Genomic DNA, 19,323 nt, shown 5'->3' with positions numbered 1-19,323 from the left:
ACGCTGTTGAGTTCTCAAGGAACGGACGCTTCCTTTGTACTCACCCACAGAACATTTTCTGGGGCTTTCCTCCGGGCGCTTCCCTTCGGTGTTTCGTTCTTGCGTTTCAAACTCTACCAGGGCTTTTCGTTCTTCCTGACCACCGTTCCGCAGACATGCAAAAGCGGAACCACAGTTAGGATCAAGACTTGATAGATGCCGCCGACCCCCGACTCAAAGTCGCGTTGGGGTCAGGCAGGAGTACGACAGTACAGGCCGCCGGCGGACGCAGGCAAATCGATTCCGGTGTGCCGTCGGCCGCGTCAACCGGCCGCTGTCACGCCGAACCGTCACTTCCTATGACTTACCCTTCTGAACAGCACGCCGTCCCCTCACTGAGGGTGACGGTCGCCCCTTATGTTTCTCCGCCTCCGGGAGGCTCCCCGCATGACTATCGTGACGGCCCCACTCTCCGGACAAGCCATCGGGCTTGCCGCTGTCCCCGATCCGGTCTTCTCGGGCGCGATGGTGGGTCCTGGTACCGCCATCGACCCCGTGCGTGAGCCGGGCGTGGCTGTCTCCCCGGTCGACGGTGTGGTGGTCTCTCTTCATCCGCACGCCTTCGTCGTCGTGGACGCGGAGGGGCACGGCGTGCTGACGCACCTGGGCATCGACACCGTGCAGCTCAACGGCGCCGGGTTCGACCTGCTGGTCAACAAGGGCGACACCGTCACACGGGGTCAGGAGATCGTGCGCTGGAACCCGGCCGCGGTGGAGGAGGCCGGCAAGTCGCCCATCTGCCCCGTTGTCGCGCTCGAGGCGACGGCGGACTCGCTGTCCGAAGTCCGCGAGAGCGGCGAGGTGACGGGCGGCGACGCTCTCTTCGGCTGGCAGTGAGTCCGGTGACGTACGTCAGGGACGGGCGCGCGGCGCTCGTCGTTCATTCAACGCGGCGACCGGGTCGCCGCATAACCGGGGACGGGTGAGATGGAGACAACGCTGCGAGGCGTCGGGGTCAGTCACGGAGTGGCGATCGGCGAGGTCCGGCACATGGGGACCGCGGTGCTGGAGCCGCCGGCCAAGCAGATCCCCGTCGAGGACGCGGAGCGCGAGCAGAGCCGTGCCCACCAGGCCGTGGAGGCCGTGTCGGCCGATCTGATCGCCCGGGGCAACCTGGCGGGCGGCGAGGCGCAGGCCGTGCTCGAAGCGCAGGCCCTGATGGCTCAGGACCCCGAGCTGATGGCCGACGTCGAGCGCAGGATCGCCGTCGGCAGCACGGCCGAGCGTGGCGTGTACGACGCGTTCGCCTCGTACCGCGCGCTGCTGGCCAACGCCGGGGAGTACCTCGCGGGGCGGGTCGCGGACCTGGACGACGTGCGGAACCGTATCGTCGCCCGGCTGCTGGGCGTTCCGATGCCCGGCGTCCCCGACAGCGACGAGCCGTATGTGCTGATCGCCCGTGATCTGGCCCCCGCCGACACGGCGTTGCTCGACCCGGCGCTGGTGCTCGGCTTCGTGACGGAGGAGGGCGGCCCCACGAGTCACAGCGCGATTCTGGCGCGGGCGCTCGGCGTGCCCGCGGTCGTGGCGCTGCCGGGCGCCGGCGAGATCGCCGAGGGCACGGTGATCGCGGTCGACGGGAGCACCGGTGACATCTTCGTCTCCCCGGGAGCCGAGAAGCGGGCGGAGCTGGAGCGGTCCGCCGCCGAACGCCGGGCCGCGCTGACCGCGTCGTCCGGGCCGGGTGCGACCTCGGACGGTCACAAGGTGCCGCTGCTGGCCAACATCGGTGGTCCCTCGGATGTCGCGGCGGCCGTCGCGGCGGGCGCCGAGGGCGTGGGGCTGTTCCGTACCGAGTTCCTGTTCCTGGACGACAGCAAGCAGGCGCCGTCCGAGGAGAAGCAGGTCGCCGCGTACCGCGCGGTGCTGGAGGCGTTTCCCGAGGGGCGGGTGGTCGTGCGGGTGCTCGACGCCGGCGCTGACAAGCCGCTGGACTTCCTCACCCCCGCCGACGAGCCCAACCCGGCGCTCGGCGTCCGTGGGCTGCGGAGTCTGCTCGATCACCCGGATGTGCTGCGGACCCAGCTGACCGCGCTGTCCAAGGCGGTCGCCGGGCTCCCGGTGTACCTGGAGGTCATGGCGCCCATGGTGGCCGACCGCACCGACGCCAAGGCGTTCGCCGACGCCTGTCGCGAGGCGGGGCTGAACGCGAAGTTCGGCGCCATGGTGGAGATTCCGTCGGCCGCTCTGCGGTCGCGCTCCATCCTCCAGGAGGTCGAGTTCCTGTCGCTGGGGACGAACGACCTCGCCCAGTACACCTTCGCCGCCGACCGGCAGGTCGGTGCGGTGTCGCGTCTCCAGGACCCGTGGCAGCCGGCGCTGCTGGACCTGGTGGCGCTGTCCGCCGAGGGCGCCCGGGCCGAGGGCAAGAGCTGCGGTGTGTGCGGGGAGGCCGCCGCCGATCCGCTGCTCGCCTGTGTGCTCACCGGTCTCGGTGTGACGTCGCTGTCGATGGGCGCGGCGTCGATCCCGTACGTGCGGTCGGCCCTGGCGCAGCACACGCTGGCGCAGTGTGAGCGCGCCGCTTCCGCCGCGCGTGCCGCGGACACCGCCGAGGAGGCCAGGTCGGCCGCGCAGGCGGTGCTGTCCGGCGAGTGAGCCGGTCGGTCCTGGTGGGTGGGGCTCCGATCGGGGCTTCCGGAGGGGCTTTTCGCCGTGTTTCGCGGCGGAAAGCCCCTCTGTCGTCGGCGGTCGCGGGTCAGTGGTGGGTGCCGGTGTCCTCCTCGCCGAGGTCGAAGCCCGCGTGGTACTCCGCGCCGGGCTCGGGAGCGAGCGGCTCGCCGGTGTCCGCGTCGGTGCAGTAGGCGCTGAAGACCTCGCCCTCGGTGAGCGGCACGAGGCCGCCCCGGCGCAGGCGCCAACCGCGGAGCCGGTCCGGGGTGCCGGGCGCTGTCGTGCGGAGCACCACTCCCCCGGCGGTCTCCAGGGCGATGCCGGTGGCGAGCACGCTGACGAATTCGGCGCCTTCGGCCGAGTCGAACCCGGCCGGAGCCTCGTCGGACCCGGCGGGCGCCTCGTCCGGGCCGGTGCGGGGCGCGGGCCGGTGGGTGTGGAGGACGGCGAGGAGCTGTTCGTCGGCGGCGGGGACGCTGCACACCAGGTGGTGGCTGCCGGGGCCCGCGCCTTCGATCAGGCGCAGCAGGAGTTGGGAGGCGCGGTCGAAGGCCGCGCCCCCGATGTCCTGTCCGCAGTCGGCGCACACCCCGAGGTCGGCCAGCAGCGTGGTCGTGTACTCCCAGGTGGCCCTGCGGACCGCGATGTTGATGAGCTGGGGGATCAGGGCGTCGAGGGGCTGGCCGGTGTAGCGGACGGCGGCTCCGCTCGTGGGGATGACCGCGGTGAAGCGGCTGCGGCCGGCCGCGCTGTCCGGGTCGAGTCCGGCGTCCGCGCAGAACTCCCCGTACTCCTCGGGGTCGAAGAGGGCGACGGTGGTGTGCAGCCCCTGGGAGGCCAGGGATTTCAGCAGGGCGTCGATCTCCCGGAGGTAGGCGGCGTGGTCGTCGAAGGTGAAGGTGCGGTACCGCCGCATGGCGGTGAAGTCCCGCTCGTCGGCCAGCAGGCCGACGATGCCGGGGACTTCGCGGCGCAGCCTGCGCCGCATGCTGTTGTCCGGTCGTCCGCCGTGGTCCTGGTGTGCCATGACTCCCCCTGAGTACAGTCGATCAATGCTCACTCAGAGTAGTCGTGGGGTCGGACAGTGGTGGCTCGGTGTGGTCAGCGGCGGGTGCGGGCGAGGTTCTCGTAGAAGCGCAGCAGTTCGATGTCGTCCACGGATCCGGGGTTGACGGCGTGGTCGGGCGCGGTGCCCTGGAGGAGGCGTTTGACGGGGACTTCGAGGCGTTTGCCGGTGAGGGTGTGGGGGACGGCGGGGACTTCGATGATCTCGTCCGGGACATGGCGCGGGGAGAGCTGTTCGCGGATCGTGCGGCGGATCCGGTCGCGCAGCGCGTCGTCGAGGACGGCGTCCGCGGCGAGTTGGACGAAGAGGGGCATCCAGTAGCCGCCGTCGGCCTCCTCGACGCCGATGACCAGGGATTCGCGGATCTCGGGGAGGCGTTCGACTGTTTCGTAGATGTCGGCGGAGCCCATCCGGACGCCCTGGCGGTTCAGGGTGGAGTCGGAGCGGCCGTGGATGACGACGCTGCCCCGGTCGGTGATCGTGATCCAGTCCCCGTGGCGCCAGACGCCGGGGTACATGGCGAAGTAGCTGTCGTGGTACCGCCGGCCGTCGGGGTCGTTCCAGAAGCGTACGGGCATGGAGGGCATGGGGTTGGTGACGACGAGTTCGCCGACGTCGCCGGTCACGGGCCGGCCCTGCGGGTCCCAGGCCCGGAGGTCCGTTCCCAGGCAGGCGGCCTGTAGTTCCCCGGTGTGCACGGGGAGGGTGGGTACGGCTCCGGCGAAGCAGCTGCACACGTCGGTGCCGCCGCTGACGGAGGCGATCCACAGGTCGTCCGCGACCTCGTCGTGGAGCCAGCGGAATCCGTCGGGCGGCAGCGGGGAGCCGGTGGTGGCGACGCAGGCGACGCGGGAGAGGTCGTGGTCGCGGCCGGGGTGCACGGCCGCTTTGCGGCAGGCCATGACGTACGCCGCCGAGGTGCCGAAGAGGGTGGTGCCGGTGCGTTCCGCGATGCCCCACTGGGCGTCGACGGAGGGGAAGCCGGGGCTGCCGTCGTACAGCACGATCGTGGTGCCGGTGAGCAGGCCGGAGACGAGGAAGTTCCACATCATCCAGCCGGTGGAGGTGTACCAGAAGAAGCGGTCCTCGGGGCCGAGGTCGCAGTGCAGGCCGATCTGTTTGAAGTGCTCCAGCAGGATGCCGCCCTGGGACTGGACGATCGCCTTGGGCAGTCCGGTGGTGCCGGAGGAGTAGAGGACCCACAGGGGGTGGTCGAAGGGGACCTGTTCGAAGACCGGTGCGGTGTCGTCGTGACCCTCGGTCAGCTCGGCCCAGGTGAGGGCCCCTTCGGGCGCGGGGGTGCCCAGGAGCGGTACGTGGACCACGGCCCGCAGGGTGGGCAGTTCGCGGCGGAGGTCGGCGACCGTCCGTGTCCGGTCGTGTTCCTTGCCGCCGTAGCGGTAACCGTCCACGGCGAACAGCACGACGGGTTCGACCTGCTGGAAGCGGTCGAGGACGCCGCGGGCGCCGAAGTCGGGGGCACAGGAGGTCCAGACCCCGCCGACGGCGGCGGTGGCGAGGAGCGCGGTGACGGCCTGCGGGATGTTGGGGAGGTAGCCGCTGACCCGGTCGCCGGGGCGTACGCCGAGGGCGCGCAGTTCGCTCGCGAGCGCGGCGACCTGGCGGCGCAGTTCGTGCCAGCTGACGGGGGTCTGCTCCTGGGTCTCGTCGACGTACAGGAGCGCGGGTTCGTGGGCGCGGGCCGGGTCCTCGGCGGTGCGCAGGGCGTGCTCCGCGTAGTTGAGGGTGGCGCCGGGGAACCACTGGGCGCCGGGCATGGCGCGGTCGCCGAGGACGCGTGCGTACGGGGTGGCGAAGCGGACGCCGAACCAGTCGGCGACGGCGGCCCAGAAGGTCTCCAGCTCGTCGACGGACCAGCGGTGCAGCGCCGGGTAGCCGCCTTCGGCAGGGGCTCCGTACCGTTCGGCCGCCCAGCTCTGGAAGCGGGTGACGGCCGCGGCGGCGATCCACTCGGGGCCGGGCCGCCAGAGGGCCTCGGGGGTTGCGCTGGTGGTCATGGGGTCGGCTCCCGGCTGGCTCGACGCTGGTGGGGGCGCGGGGTGTGCGCCGGCCGCGGGTGCGCGCGTGGGTGGGCGCGGGACGCGGCTGACACGGACGATGCCATGTGATCGTCCCCGGCACCAGAGGGGGAGCCGGGGCCGGGCGCCCGGGCGGCGGGCGGCGGGCCGGGTGAACGGGAGTTGAACGGGGCCCGGGGGCATCGGCGCCGATGGCAGGGTGAGCGGCATGGACGGTCATGAGCTGGTGCGTTCGATGAAATGGATGGGCTCGGTGCGGGGGCTGCGTTCCGTGCGGTCGGCCTGGCGGGGCCGGCGCGCGGATGCCGGGGCGCTGACTCCGCGTGGCCCTGAGCGGGCGCGGGTGCCGGGGCCGGTGGCCGGCGCTGAGCCATTGCCGGGCGGCGGGACCGTGCGGTTCGCGCGGGCGGAGCTCCAGGTGTGCGTGATGGTGGGCGGCGCCGTGTTCTGGGGGTGGGACGGCGCGGGGCCGCTGCCGTCGTACGGGCTGGCCGGGGCGGCGCCGGAGCCGGATCCGCGGGCCGGGCTGGAACCGGACACGGACGGCGGCTGGCGGGTGGTGTCGGAGCGGGTGACGGTGACGGTCTCGCGGCACGGCGGGGTGGAGGTCCGTACGCCGGGCGGGGTCGTGCTGCGCCGGGAGCTGCCGCCGCGCTGGTGGGAGCCGGTGGCGGGCGGGGCGGCGCGCTGGGTTCAGCGCAGTGAGGTGGCGGCGGACGCGCGGTTCTTTGGACTGGGCGGCCGGGCGTCGGGGCCCCGGCTGCGGGACGGCACGTACCGGTTGTGGAACACGGATCCGGGTGGTGGTTTCGGTCCCGACGACGATCCGCTGTACGTGACGATGCCGGTGCAGCTGGTGGTGGCGGACGCCGGGACCCATCTGGCGTTCCACGACAACTCGTGGGACGGCCGGGTCACGCTGGCCGAGGGTGCGGAGGGGGCGGGGTCCGGGCATGGCCGGCCGGGGACGGCGGAGCTGCGGATGGAGGGCGGGCCGCTGCGCTGCTGGGTGGTGACGGGGACTCCGGCGCGGGTGCTGCGCGGCTGGACGGCGCTGACCGGGGCGCCCGCTGTGCCGCCGTCCTGGGCGCTGGGGCCGCAGCACGCGCGGTGGGGGTTCGGGAGCGAGCGGGAGGTGCGGCGGGTCGTGGCGGGGTACCGGGAGCGGGATCTGCCGCTGTCGGCGGTGCATCTGGACATCGATCACTTCGACGGGCACCGGGTCTTCACGGTCGACCGGGGCCACTTCCCCGATCTGCCGGGGCTCGCGGCCGAGCTGCGCGCGCAGGGGGTGCGGCTGGTCTCGATCGTCGATCCCGCGGTGCGGGCGGAGCGCGGCAACGCGGTGTACGAGAGCGGTGCGCGGGTCGGCGGGGCGGGCGCGTTCGTGCGGGACGCGCGGGGGCGGGAGGTGCGGGGTGAGGTGTGGCCCGGTGAGTGCGGCTATCCGGACTTCACGGATCCGGCGGTGCGCGAGTGGTGGGGCGGGCTGTACGAGGAGCGGTTGGCGCAGGGGTTCGCCGGGGTGTGGCACGACATGAACGAGCCGGTGGCGTTCGTGCCGTTCGGTGATCCGACGCTGCCGCGTTCGGCGGTGCACCGGCTGGAGGGCCGTGGCGGTGACCATCGTGAGGCGCACAACGTGTACGCGCTGGCGATGGCGCGGGCCGGTTACGAGGGTCTGGCGCGGCTGCGGCCGGACGAGCGGCCCTTTCTCTTCTCGCGCTCGGGGTGGGCCGGGATGCAGCGGTACGGGGGCAGCTGGTCGGGTGATGTGTCGACGGGCTGGCCGGGGCTGCGGGCGTCGCTCTCCCTGGTGCTGGGACTCGGGCTGTGCGGTGTGCCGTACTCCGGTCCCGACGTGGGGGGTTTCGACGGCAGTCCTTCGCCCGAGCTGTATCTGCGGTGGTTCCAGCTGGGGGCGTATCTGCCGCTGTTCCGTACGCACGCGGCGATCGACGCGGGGCGCAGGGAGCCGTGGGAGTTCGGTCCTGAGGTGCTGGCGCACGCGCGGGCCGCGCTGGTCGAACGGGAGCGGCTGCGGCCGTACTTCGTGACGCTGGCCCGGCTGGCGCGGCTGACGGGTGCGCCGTACGCGCGGCCGGTGTGGTGGGGGGAGCCGGAGGACCGGGCGCTGCGGGACTGCGGGGACGCGTTCCTGCTGGGCGACGCGCTGCTGGTGGCTCCGGTGCTGGAGCGCGGTGCGGACCGGCGGGCGGTGCGGCTGCCGGGTGGTCGGTGGTACGACACGGTGACGGAGCGGGCGTACGGGGGCCGGGCGCAGGTGTCGCTGGACGCGCCGCTGTCCCGTGTTCCCGTGCTGGCGCGGGCGGGTGCGGTGGTCCCGGTGCTGGACGCCGGGGGGCGGCCGGAGCTGGAGGTGTGGGCGCCGGCCGCCGGGCGCACCGGGGGCGGGCTGGTGGTGCGGGACCCGGGTGACGGGTGGGAAGCCGCCGAGGTGGAGCGGTACGTGTCCCGGTGGGTGGGAGGGGAGGTACGGGTGGAGCGGGTGACGCCCGGCGGCGGGTGGGCGGAGCCGCGGTGGCCGGTGCGAGTGCGGGGCGCGGGGGCGTGAACGGCGGCCTCGGCGGTTCGACGGGCGGGGACTGTATCCGATGGCTCTTTCCGCCGGGCCCCGGAACTGGTAGACGACAGTGCCCATGACAAGACTGAGGGTTTTCCTGCGGTCCCTGGCCGCCTCCGCCGTCGCCCTGCTGACCGTCACGGCCACCGCGCCCGCCGCGCGGGCGCGGTCCGGCCCGGTGGCTCCCGACGAGTTCGTGGCCCTGCGTACGGTCGCGCCGACGATCATCCAGGAGATGCGCTACCCGACACCGCACAACTTCATGGGCGAGCCGGTGGACGGCTACCGGGAGCCGCTGTGCGTCGTCACCCGCGCCACCGCCGAGGCGCTGCGCCGGGCGCAGTCGCGGCTGCTGCGTCAGGGCTACTCGCTCAAGGTGTACGACTGCTACCGGCCGCAGCGGGCCGTCGATCATTTCGTACGGTGGGCGGAGGATCTCCGGGACGAGCGGGCGAAGGCCGAGTTCTATCCCCGGGTGGACAAGTCGCGGCTGTTCGCGGACGGTTACATCGCGGAGAAGTCCGGGCACAGCAGGGGCAGCACGGTGGACCTCACGCTGGTGAGGCTGCCGGCCCGGCCGACGAGGCCGTATGTTCCCGGCGAGCGGCTGCTGCCCTGTCACGGGCCGAAGCAGGCGCGTTTCCCCGACAACTCGGTCGACATGGGAACGGGTTTCGACTGTTTCGACACCCTCGCGCACACGGATGATCCGCGGGTGACCGGTGTCCGGCGGGCGAACCGGGATCTGCTGCGGTCGGTGCTGGCGGGGGCCGGGTTCACTCATCTGCCCGAGGAGTGGTGGCACTTCACGCACCGGCCGGAGACCTTCCCCGACACGTATTTCGACTTCCCGGTGGCGTGGAGTTCGGTGCGCGGGCACTGACCGTGTTCCCGTGGGGGGGCGACACGGCCGTGGCCCGTACCCCGGGTGGTGGGGTACGGGCCACGGCGGCCGTGCGGTGGTGGCGCGGCCGGTCAGGTGGGAGCGTGTTCGCGCTGGAGCGCCGCGCGGGTCATGGCGTGTTCGACGACCGACACCAGTACTTCCTTGACGGACTCGCGGTCGCGGGCGTCGCACATGACCAGCGGGACCTCGGAGTCGAGGTCGAGTGCCGACCGTACGGTCTCGCCCGGGAAGCGGTCGGCGCCCTCGAAGCAGTTGACCGCGACGGTGAACGGGATGCCACGCCGTTCGAAGTAGTCGACGGCGGCGAAGGAGTCAGCGAGCCGCCGGGTGTCGGCCAGCACGACGGCGCCGAGGGCGCCCTGGGCCAGCTCGTCCCAGAGGAACCAGAAGCGGTCCTGGCCCGGGGTGCCGAAGACGTACAGCACCAGGTCCTCGCGCAGGGTGATGCGGCCGAAGTCCATGGCGACCGTGGTGGTCGTCTTCTCCTCGACTCCGTCGACGTCGTCGACCGGCCGGCCCGCCTCGCTCAGTACCTCCTCGGTACGCAGCGGTCGGATCTCGCTGACCGCGCCCACCAGAGTGGTCTTGCCCACCCCGAAACCGCCCGCCACCAGGATCTTCAGCGTTACGGGATCGACCGGACGCGGCCTGTGGCTAGAGCGCCCGAAGACCATTGATCACCTCGCGGAGAATGCTCTCGTCCGGCAGCTCGGCCGGCGGAACGGGACGGGTTACGCGGACGATTTCGTCCTCGACGAGATCGCCGACGAGGACCCGGACCACCCCTACGGGAAGGTCCAGGCTCGCGGCGAGTTCGGCGATCGACTGGGGGCTCGTGTAGCAGCGGTCGACGATCTCCACGTGTTCCGGGGAGAGCGTCTGGTCCCGGCCGGGGTCTGCGGCGGCCGGTTCGCACACGACGAGCGCGATCAGGTCGAGCCGGTGGCGCGACGCGCTGCTGGTGCGGCCTCGCGTCATCGCGTACGGGCGTACGACCGGTCCGGCTTCGCCGTCGAACCAGTGCTGCTGATCCTGATCAGATTCACTCATGTCGGCCCGCTCACCCTCCGGCGGGCAGGCCGGTCCGTGGCGCCGTACCGAGATGGACGCCGACCCTCTTGACCATCAGTGTCATCTCGTAGGCGACCTGTCCGACGTCGGAGTCCGCGTCGGACAGGACGGCCAGACAGCTGCCGTCGCCGGCGGCGGTGACGAAGAGGAACGCGTCGTCCAGCTCCACCACGGTCTGCCGGACGCGGCCGGCGTCGAAGTGGCGGCCGACGCCCTTGGCGAGGCTGTGGAATCCGGACGCGACGGCGGCGAGGTGCTCGCCGTCCTCGCGGGTGAGGTCCTTGGAGGTGCCGGTGGCCAGGCCGTCACCGGAGAGGACCACCGCTTTGCGGATACTGGCGACCCGCTCGACCAGCTCGTCGAGGAGCCAGTTCAGCTCCCCGGCCGCGTTGGGGTCGGTGGAATGGCGTGGTGATGCGTTCGGTGCGGTCATCGACCGTCCCCCTCCGATGTGGTTCCTTGTGTGTCGCCGGAGCCCGCGGTGTCCTCGACATCGTTGTGTCGGCGACCACGCTGCCAGCCCCTCTGGAGCGAGGCCATGCGGCTGCGGACCTCGTCCGCGTCCCGCTCGGGCTCGCGGCCCCCCGCGGGTGCCGGGTCGGTGACCCGGTCCTGAGTGATGTCCCTGAGCTGGGGGGCGAGGCTGGCCTGCCTGACCCGACGGGGCAGCCCGTCGATCAGCGACGGCTGCTCGTCCGCCTGTGCGCGGCGCGAGGTCTGCGTCGGCACGCCCGAGGAGAAGGTACGGCCCGTGCCGCCGGTCGCCGGTTCCTGACCGGGGCGGGTACGGCCCCGGTCGTCGACGCGCCGCCCGCGGTCCGCGACCAGGGTCGGCGGCTTGCGGCGGGGCAGTTCGGGGTCGCCGCCGCGCTCGGGGCCCGCGTCCGGGGCGCCCCGGTCGTAGGGGGAGCGTCCGCGCGGCTCCTGGACGGCGCGGCCGTCGCGGCGTTCGCGGCTGTCGTCGCGCAGCTCGCGGACGTCGTACAGGTCGCGGACGTCGCGTCCGTCGTGGGTGTCGCGGGGCTCCTGGGCGGTGCCGCGCAGCCGTTCGCGGGCGCGGAACAGTCCGCCGCGCTCGCTCTCCGTGTCGTCGATGTCGCCGATACCGTCACCTCCGCCGAGTCCCGGTCCGCTCTCGGTGCCGAGAGCCCCGACCGGTGATTCGAGCTCGACCGGTCCGTCGAGCACGGACGGGCCGCTGCCCAGTCCGGTGGGGACCTGTGCGAGTGCGGTGCGCCTGCCGCCGCCGTTCTCCACGCGTCCCCGGCCCCGCTCGCGTTCGGGGGCGTTCTTGCGGTCGAGCCGGAATCCCATGCCCTCGGTCTCGGGGGCGTCGGTGAGCAGCGCGACGGGCAGGAAGACGATGGCTGTCGTCCCGCCGTACGGGGAGGGCTGGAGGGAGACGCGAACGTTCTGCCGCTGGGCGAGGCGGCTGACCACGAAGAGGCCGAGCCGGTCGGTGTCGGACAGCTCGAACTCGGGTGTCTCGGCGAGCCGCAGGTTGGCGTCGAGCAGGATCTCGGGTGCCATGCCGAGTCCGCGGTCGTGGATCTCCAGGGTGAAGCCGTTGGCGACCCGCTCGCCGTGCACCTGGACGGCGGTGTGCGGGGGCGAGAACACCGTGGCGTTCTCGATGAGTTCGGCGATGAGGTGGGTGAGGTCGGCGACGGCGGGGCCGCCGACACCGATCCTCGGGAGCCGGCGGACCTCGATGCGCTCGTAGTCCTCGACCTCGGCGACCGCGGCGCGCACCACGTCCATCAGCTGGACGGGCTTGCGCCACTGACGGGACGGCGCGGCTCCGGAGAGGATCACCAGGCCCTCGGCGTGCCGGCGCATGCGCGTGGTCAGGTGGTCGAGACGGAACAGGTCGGCGAGTTCCTCGGTGTCCTCCGTGCGGCGCTCCATCGTGTCGAGGAGCGTGAGCTGACGGTGGAGCAGGACCTGGTTGCGGCGGGCGAGGTTGACGAACACCTCGGAGACGCCGCGCCGCAGGTCGGCCTGTTTGACGGCGGCCTCGACAGCCGCGCGCTGAAGGGTGTTGAGGGCCTGGCCGACCTGGCCGACCTCGTCCTTCTCGTAGTCGAGCCGGGGCGCCTCGGTCTCCACGTCGACCGGTTCGCCGGCGGCGAGTCTGCGCATGACGCTGGGCAGGCGTACGCCGGAGACCTCGTGGGCCTCCTTGCGGAGCTGGGAGAGGTCCCTGATCAGGTCGCGGCCGACACGCACGGAGACGATGACGGAGATGAGCAGGGCGAGCAGGCCGAGCACGGCGGCGAATCCGACGCGGATGAACACGTCGCGGCGGACGGGGTCGATGTGCTGGCGGTAGAGCGCCGCCGCCTCCTGGCTCTCGTTGGTCAGGTCGCCGAGGACCGAGCCGGTCATGTCCTGCCAGCTTGCGGCGCTGACCGTCTTGGGCGCGTCGGCGGCGCCGGCCGCGATGAGGCGGTCCTCGGCCTGGCGCAGTTCGAGGGTGGCCGGGGTGCGCCAGTACTGCTCCAGCGTGGCCCGGTCGGAGAGCGGCAGGTCGGCGAGGTTCGACTCGTACAGCAGGACGCGGTTGGCGACCAGGTCGGAGGTGCCGCGTACGTCCTCGGCCGTCATCCGGCCCGCCTTCAGCGCGGAGGCGACGAGGGCGTCCTCGCGGGAGAGCATCTCCTTGGCGCGGTCGAGGCCGATGAGCGCGCGGCCCCAGTTGTCGCCGTCCACGTCCTCGTCGCCGTACAGCGAGGCGAGGACGTTGTGACCGGGGTCGACGAGGCGGTTGTAGAACTCCATCGCGCCTTCGCGGGTGATGGTGCTCTCGTCGACGGAGCGGCGCATCAGCGCGAGGCCGTCCAGGGTGTCGAGGAGGTGGGACAGCCGGTCGGAGGTGATGCCGTCCATCCGGTCGCGGACGCCGGAGGCGGCGTTGCGCTTGACGCGGTTGAGGGCGCGGTCCGTGTCGGTGCGGCGGCTGCGCAGTTCGGTGAGCGAGTCCGCCGCCCGGGGGTCGGCGAGGTAGATCAGTGTCTGTCTGCGCTCGCTCTGGAGGTTTCTGATCGAGTCCTCGACGGGGCGGCCGATGGTCTTGATGGCGTAGCTCACGTCGATGAGCTGCTTGGCTTCGGATCCGGCGAGCGTGGTGGCCAGACCCCAGAGGACGCTGAGTCCGATGAGCGGCACGAGCAACAACGCCACGATCTTCCGGCGGATGGACTTCCCGCGAAAGCGCATGGCCTCCCCCTGGTCGAACCCCGCCGGGGCGGGAGATGCGTGGAACCCCGCCTGTCGCGGGGGTACTCAGTCAGCAAACGGCGCGAGCCTACTACTGTCACACCGGCAACTCGAAGACACGTCCGGATGTTTTTCGGCCGTCCACAGCCGACTTGATCATCAGTTGTCCCGGTATTCCACCAGTTGACTTCAGCCACGGGGCGTCGGGAGAACGGACAGGCCAGCAGGTACTGGGCAGCGGGGATGGCCGAAATCATTCGGTCATGAGGTCCGACGGGAATCTTTCGACGTGGCTATTCGTCCTTGTGTGCGGTGATCAGGGGGACGTTGGGAGCACTGCGGGCGGTTCGCACATCACATTCGGCGCCATTTCGTTTCCGGGGCCGGCGTGAAGCGCTTGAACCGGGGCAGTCACCCTTGAGTCGGTCAGTGGTGGGGAGTGACGGTCCATGAAGACGGACGAGCGGCGGGTTGCCGCGGCGGCGGGCGGGGTCGAGAGAGTTTCACGGGCGCTCTGGGTGGAGGAGCCGGCGGCGCGCTACCGGATGCCCGATCCGGTCAGGACGGCCGCGGTGCGGGCGGTGATCATCGCCTCGGTGACACTGATTCAGGCCATGGTCGCGTTCCTCAGCACGCTCGCGGGCTCCTGGCTGGCCTTTCCGATGGTGCTGAGCAGTGTGGCGTCCACGGTGGGGGCGACCTGGAGCGTGCTGGACGTGTGGGTGACCCGTCAGGTGTGGAACCAGCGCCACGGCGTGGTGTCCTCGCCCAGCAGTACGGCGCGTCAGCTGCGCCGCGAGCGGCGCGTGGCGCGGCGGGCCGCCAAGCGGGCGGCCCGCGAGGAGGCGCGGGCGGGGCGCGGGGCGCGGGCGCGCGGCCGCGCGGCGCCGGGGAGCGCCGCGGTGACGGCACCGGAGACCGGCGGCGCGGCCGGGGAGGTCGCCGCGTCCCGGGCATCCTTGGCGTCGGTGGTGCCCGGGACGTCCGGGGCCGCCGGGGCGTCCCGCATATCCGCCCCGGCGCGGCAGCCGGGGGTCAGCGGTCCCCGGCAGGCTCCGGCGTCCGTTTGAACATCCGCGTGGCGGTGATCTCCCCGTGCACGGTCTCCCCGTCCGGGTCCCGCTGCGGCAGTCCGGGGCGCAGATGCTCCTCCACGCTGATGTACTTCAGTCCCGCCCGCAGGTCCGCGTCGTTGCGCAACCGGATCACCAGCGGGAACTCGGCGAGCGCCGTCGTGTCGAAGAGGCCCGTCGTATAGAGCAGTTGCACCCCCAGCGCGTCCGAGACGGCCCGCTGGAGCTCCAGCAGATAGGTGGCGTTGGCCCGGCCGATCGGGTTGTCGAGGAAGAGTGTGCCGGCGTGCCGGTGCTTGTCGCGCCCCCGGTCGTTGCTGCGCAGCGCCGCCATGGTGCAGTACAGCGCGATCGCTGCGGTGAGCAGCTGGCCGCCGGAGAAGACATCGCCCATCTGCCCGACCGGGACGCGCTCGGCACGCAGCACGGCGTCGGGCTTGAGGATCTCCACCGCGATGCCCTTGGGCTGCAACGCCGCCTGGACACCGCGCAGCAGCAGCGACATGCCGTCCCTGCGCAGATCGGAGTTCTTCTTCAGGGCCGCGCGGGTCGCCTCGTCCACGACCTCGCCGAGCCGCTCGGTCAGAGTCACCCGGTCCGGCTCCTCGAAGCGGATCCGCAGGAACTCCTGCCCCGACCACTCCCCCAGCCCCTCGGGCAGCCGGGAGAGCCGCTGCGCCGAACGCAGCGTCGTCAGCGCGGACTCCACCAGGCCGCGCAGCCGGTCGACGATGGAGTCGCGGTTGCGCTCCAGCTGCGCCAGCTCGTCGGTGAGGACCCGCAGCCTGGGCGCGAACGCCTCCGCCCAGGAAGCCGCGTGCTCGGGCAGCGCGGACGCCGGCAGTTCCCGGATCTGCTGCCTGGCCGGGGTGCGGACCTGCTCGTAGCGGGTCGAGTTGGCGTGCCGTACGAGAACGTCACAGGTCTCGCGTACGGCGCCCTCCGCCGCCGAGAGGTCGGAGGCGCAGCCGCGCAGTGAGCGGCGGGCCTCGGCGGTGGACTGGCGGGCCTCCTCCAGCGTGCCCGGGTACGGCTCCGGCTGCTGCGGCGCCGCCTCGTCGCCGCCGTCGTCCGCCACGGTGCCGCGCAGCAGGTCGCGCAGGAGAGCGGCCGTCTCCTCGAAGCCGCCGACCGCGTCCTCGGCGGCCCGGTGGGCGTGCAGCAGCTCGCCGTGCGCGGCGCGCGCGCTCTCCAGCGCCTCGGTCCGCACGGCCAGTTCGGTGGTGGCGGTGCGCAGCAGCGTCTGCGCCTGATCGGCGTCGGCGGGGATCCGCTCCTCGGGCAGCTCGGTGTGCGCCTCGCCGTCCTCGGGGGCCAGGCGCTCGGCCTCGCCCCGGAAGCGGCCCAGCTGCTCGCTCGCGGTGGAGGCCCGCGACTCCAGCATCTGGACGAGGGCCTCCGCGCGGGCCGCGGCGGCCTGCCGGGAGGGGCCGTCGGCGCCGTCGGTGGATTCGAGGAGCTGTGCGGCGCGGGTGCGCACCTTGTTGGTGAGCCGGTCCAGCTCGGCGAGGGCGGCGCTCTCGTCGCTCTCCGCACGGGCCTGTTCGGCACGCAGGTCGGCGCCGACCCCGACCTTCTCGTACAGCTGGGAAGCGGCGCGGTACGCCTCGCGCAGGGCGGGCAGCGAGGCGCGCGGGGTGCCCGGGTCGGGCGCGGGGATGTGCTCCGGCGCGCCGGCGATCTCGGCGCGCTCGGCGCGCAGGGCGCGGGCGGTGCGGCGGGCGTCGTCGCCGGCGCGCTGAGCGGCCCTGCGGTCCTCGTCGGCGGCGCGGGCGCGCTCCAGACAGACCGCGGCGCGGGCCTCGTACTCCGCGGCGTCGTCGGTCAGCTCACGGAGCTTGGCCTGCCAGCCGGAACGTTCGCGGAGCCGGTGCGCGAGACCGGACAGGACATCGGCCGCGCGGCGGGCGCGCTGGGCGGTCTCCTGGCGTTCGTCGCGTACCCGAGCGGTGTCGGCCGCGGCCTCCTCGGCCTCGGCCCGTACCGTACGGGCCTCGGCGAGCGCGGCGTCGGCGCTCCGCGCGGCCTCCTCGGCCGCCGTCGCGCCCGCCGCCAGCTCCGTGAGCATGCCGGGCGGGCAGTCGGCGCGCCAGGAACCGAGCCTGGCCGCGAGCGAGCGGTCACCGGAGAGCCGGGCGGCGAGCGCGCGGATCTCCTCGTCGCGGGCGGCGGCGCGGCTGCGCAGCGCGTGCCGCTCCTCGTCGGCGGCGTGCTCGTCGTGCATCGCCGGGTTCGGCGGGACGAGGAACACCCCGTCGTCGGCCGTCTCCGGCGCCGGTACGGGAGCCAGCAGGGCGGCGGCGGTGCCCACCGCGACCGTGGAGCGGGGCAGCAGAGCGGCGCCGGAGAGCGCCTCACGGGCCCGCACGTGCGAGTCCGGGTCGGTGATCACGACGCCGTCGACCAGCTCCGGCCGCGCCGCCAGCACGGCGGCGTGGTCGGCGGGGTCGACGGACTGGGCGAGATAGCGCCACCCGGGCAGGGCCGGGATGCCGTGCTCACCGAGGAACTCGACGGTCGCCAGCACATCCGGCCCCGGCGGCAGCAGCCCGCCGTCGCCGAGCGCGCCGAGAATCCGCGCGTCGTCGGCGGCGGCGGTGCGCAGCTCGAAGAGATGACGCTCGGCGGAGGTGACGCTCCGGTCGAGCAGCTCGCGCAGCTCGTCGGCGTACCGGTCGAGATCCTCGGCGCTCAGCCCGCCCTGAGCGCTCAGCACGCCGTGCGCGCCGCGCACCGGGGTACCGGCGCCGGGCGCTGCGTCCTCCGTACCGGCCCGCTGCCCCGGGAAGGTGGCGGAGGCCCCGGCCGGGGCGGGCAGACTCAGCAGCTCCGCGAGGCGCTCGTCCCTCGCGATGGACGCGGCGGCCCCGCGCTCGGCGTCGTACGCCTGCCGCGCGGCCCGGGCTCCGTCCACGGCGCGGGCGGCGGCCAGTTCGGCGCGGGACTCCGCCGAAGCGCTCTCCCTGGCCAGCTCGGCGGCGGAGCGAGCGGCGTCGCGGGCCGTGTCCCAGGCGGCCACCGCGGATTTCTCGGCGTCGCTCGCGGCGAGCGCGGCGCGCGCCGGGTCAGCGTCCGGCGCGGTGTCGTCCAGCCAGCCCGCCCGTACCGCCTCGGCGGTCTCCTGCTCCACCTCGGCGAGGCGCTGGCGCAGATGCCCGGCCTCGCTGCGGGCTCGCTGCGCCTCGGTGGCGGCGGACGTGGCGTCGCGATGGGCCGCCTCGCCCGACTCCTGGAGCGTGGCCGAGCGCTCCTCCTCCTCGTTCGCCAGGCGCTCGCCCTCCTCGGCGGCGGCGTGCAGCGCCCGGACGAGATCGGCCGCCGCGGTGGCACGGGCGGCCAGCGCGGGCGCGGCGTCCCGCTCCGCCTCCCGGATCGCGACGGCCACGCGCGCGGACCGGTCGGCGGCGGCGCGGTGGCGCAGCACGTTCTCGGCGGCCTGCCAGGCCGAGTGGAGAGTACGGGCCTCGGTCAGCTCACGGCGCTGGGCCGCGGCGCGCTTCTCGGCTGCGGTCAGCGCCAAGGAGGCGTGCCGGTAGGCCAGTTCGGCGGCGATCAGCGCGCCGCGGCCGCGTTCCTCCTCCGCGGCGGTCACGGTGTGGGCGGCCGCGGTGACCCGCTGGGCGAGATCCGCGGTCCGTCCGCGCTCCTCGTCGGAGCGGGCCGCGAGCCGCCGTACGAGCGTACGGCCCCGGCGCTCGGCGCCCGCGTGGACGTCACGGGCACGCGCGCGGGTCCCGGTGGCCTCGACGATCCGGCCGAGCAGGTCCACGGAACCGGCCGTGAAGTCACGCTCCGCCGTGAGTTCGGCGCGGCGGCCCAGCTTGTTGCCGAAGCCCCCCACGAGGTCGGCGAGCCCGTCGGTGTCCCGGGTGTCGGTGACCGCGCGCAGCAGGAGATCGGTGAAGTCGGAGTCCTTCTTGACCGCGAAGAGGCCCGCCGCCTCACCCTCGTCGGCGTTCATCTCCCGCTGGTAGCGGAAGAGTTCCGGGTCGAGGCCCAGCTCGCCCAGGTGCTCGTTCCAGCGGTCGTGGATCTCCTCCCAGTGGATGTCGAGATGCGGATAGACCTTGCCGGCCTCGGTGATGGCGTCCCGGAAGCCCTTCATCGTGCGGCGCCGGCCCCGGGCGCCGGAGACGCCTTCGACCGGCGGCCGTACGGCGGTGGACTCCGCGACCGGCAGGGAGTCCAGGCTGAGCCCGGGCCCCGGCCGGAAGGAGTACCAGCCCTCGGCGAACTTGCGCGGGTCGTTGGAGACCTGCCTGCCGCGCCACTCACTGGCCTTGCCGACCACGACCAGTTCGCCGGTGAGGGTGTGCTGCCACTCCAGGGCGACGTGTCCGCAGTCGTCGGCGAGGAGGAACTTGCGCAGCACTCCGGAGCTGGCGCCGCCGAGCGTGTTGCGGTGGCCGGGCAGCATCACCGAGAAGATCAGCTTGAGCAGCACGGACTTGCCGCCGCCGTTCTCCAGGAAGAGCACCCCGGCCGGAGCCGGGCGGCGCGGCGGACCCACCGGCTCCTCCTCGAAGAACTCCGCCTGGGTGGGGGCGGGGTGGGGCACGGGCGCGCCCACGCCGCGCAGATCGAGCACGGTGTCGGCGTAGCGCGCACCGGCGGGGCCGATGGAGTAGAGGCGGACCCGGGACAGCTCGTACATTTCGGCGGACTCTCGTCGTGGGGTGAGGTGGGGTGAGGTGGGGTGAGGTGAAGTCGGG

Annotated in this window: 13 protein-coding genes; 6 read left to right on the top strand and 7 right to left on the bottom strand. The window is 73.2% G+C overall.

The features are described from left to right. The 3 genes from ACFY6S_RS31055 to ptsP form a co-directional block, all read left to right on the top strand. Nucleotides 1-192 (top strand): hypothetical protein (locus ACFY6S_RS31055; RefSeq protein ID WP_388830556.1); only part of this gene is annotated, 192 nt, incomplete at its 5' end. A gap of 234 nt (nucleotides 193-426) precedes the next feature. Next, nucleotides 427-876: a PTS glucose transporter subunit IIA gene (locus ACFY6S_RS31050; protein ID WP_388830559.1), complete on the top strand. Its 450-nt coding sequence runs from the start codon at nucleotides 427-429 to the stop codon at nucleotides 874-876. A gap of 90 nt (nucleotides 877-966) precedes the next feature. Next, nucleotides 967-2,637: a phosphoenolpyruvate--protein phosphotransferase gene (gene ptsP, locus ACFY6S_RS31045; protein WP_388830562.1), complete on the top strand. Its 1,671-nt coding sequence runs from the start codon at nucleotides 967-969 to the stop codon at nucleotides 2,635-2,637. A gap of 100 nt (nucleotides 2,638-2,737) precedes the next feature. On the opposite strand, the gene ACFY6S_RS31040 is transcribed toward ptsP, so the two are convergent. Then, nucleotides 2,738-3,679, bottom strand: coding sequence for a hypothetical protein (locus ACFY6S_RS31040; protein WP_388830565.1), 942 nt, complete (start codon nucleotides 3,677-3,679; stop codon nucleotides 2,738-2,740). A 74-nt stretch (nucleotides 3,680-3,753) separates the two neighbouring features. Further along, on the bottom strand, nucleotides 3,754-5,736 hold the full coding sequence (locus ACFY6S_RS31035; RefSeq protein ID WP_388830568.1) for an acetoacetate--CoA ligase: 1,983 nt from the start codon (nucleotides 5,734-5,736) through the stop codon (nucleotides 3,754-3,756). A gap of 229 nt (nucleotides 5,737-5,965) precedes the next feature. Here ACFY6S_RS31035 and ACFY6S_RS31030 point away from each other — a divergent pair, with 229 nt between their 5' ends. Both ACFY6S_RS31030 and ACFY6S_RS31025 read left to right on the top strand, forming a co-directional pair. Beyond that, the gene (locus ACFY6S_RS31030) at nucleotides 5,966-8,332 is read left to right on the top strand and encodes a TIM-barrel domain-containing protein (protein ID WP_388830571.1); all 2,367 of its coding nucleotides are present in this window, start codon (nucleotides 5,966-5,968) and stop codon (nucleotides 8,330-8,332) included. An 85-nt stretch (nucleotides 8,333-8,417) separates the two neighbouring features. Next, entirely contained in the window at nucleotides 8,418-9,224 is an 807-nt protein-coding gene (locus ACFY6S_RS31025; protein ID WP_388830574.1) for a M15 family metallopeptidase, read from the top strand. Between the two features lie 92 nt (nucleotides 9,225-9,316). Here ACFY6S_RS31025 and ACFY6S_RS31020 read toward each other — a convergent pair whose 3' ends face one another. From ACFY6S_RS31020 to ACFY6S_RS31005, 4 genes are read right to left on the bottom strand one after another with little or no spacing between them, the layout of a single operon-like run. Then, a complete protein-coding gene (locus ACFY6S_RS31020) occupies nucleotides 9,317-9,922 on the bottom strand; it encodes an ATP/GTP-binding protein (RefSeq protein WP_388830577.1) in 606 nt (201 codons plus the stop codon). Further along, on the bottom strand, nucleotides 9,903-10,298 hold the full coding sequence (locus ACFY6S_RS31015; RefSeq protein WP_388830580.1) for a DUF742 domain-containing protein: 396 nt from the start codon (nucleotides 10,296-10,298) through the stop codon (nucleotides 9,903-9,905). The genes ACFY6S_RS31020 and ACFY6S_RS31015 overlap by 20 nt, the downstream gene beginning before the upstream one ends. Before the next feature lie 10 nt (nucleotides 10,299-10,308). Beyond that, nucleotides 10,309-10,752, bottom strand: a complete 444-nt coding sequence (locus ACFY6S_RS31010; protein WP_388830582.1) for a roadblock/LC7 domain-containing protein — start codon at nucleotides 10,750-10,752, stop codon at nucleotides 10,309-10,311. Further along, the gene (locus ACFY6S_RS31005; RefSeq protein ID WP_388830585.1) at nucleotides 10,749-13,538 is read right to left on the bottom strand and encodes a nitrate- and nitrite sensing domain-containing protein; all 2,790 of its coding nucleotides are present in this window, start codon (nucleotides 13,536-13,538) and stop codon (nucleotides 10,749-10,751) included. The genes ACFY6S_RS31010 and ACFY6S_RS31005 overlap by 4 nt, the downstream gene beginning before the upstream one ends. A 449-nt stretch (nucleotides 13,539-13,987) precedes the next feature. Between ACFY6S_RS31005 and ACFY6S_RS31000 the strand changes: the two genes are divergently transcribed. Beyond that, on the top strand, nucleotides 13,988-14,608 hold the full coding sequence (locus tag ACFY6S_RS31000) for a hypothetical protein (protein ID WP_388830588.1): 621 nt from the start codon (nucleotides 13,988-13,990) through the stop codon (nucleotides 14,606-14,608). On the opposite strand, the gene ACFY6S_RS30995 is transcribed toward ACFY6S_RS31000, so the two are convergent. Next, nucleotides 14,574-19,265 (bottom strand): hypothetical protein, encoded by a 4,692-nt coding sequence (locus tag ACFY6S_RS30995; protein ID WP_388830591.1) that lies wholly within the window; start codon nucleotides 19,263-19,265, stop codon nucleotides 14,574-14,576. The two genes, ACFY6S_RS31000 and ACFY6S_RS30995, sit on opposite strands and share 35 nt — an antisense overlap. Nucleotides 19,266-19,323: the final 58 nt, after the last annotated feature.

Origin of the sequence: Streptomyces sp. NPDC012835 (genome assembly GCF_042900885.1) — a bacterium.
Taxonomy (GTDB): domain Bacteria; phylum Actinomycetota; class Actinomycetes; order Streptomycetales; family Streptomycetaceae; genus Streptomyces.
This window is presented reverse-complemented; position numbering and strand designations above follow the sequence as displayed.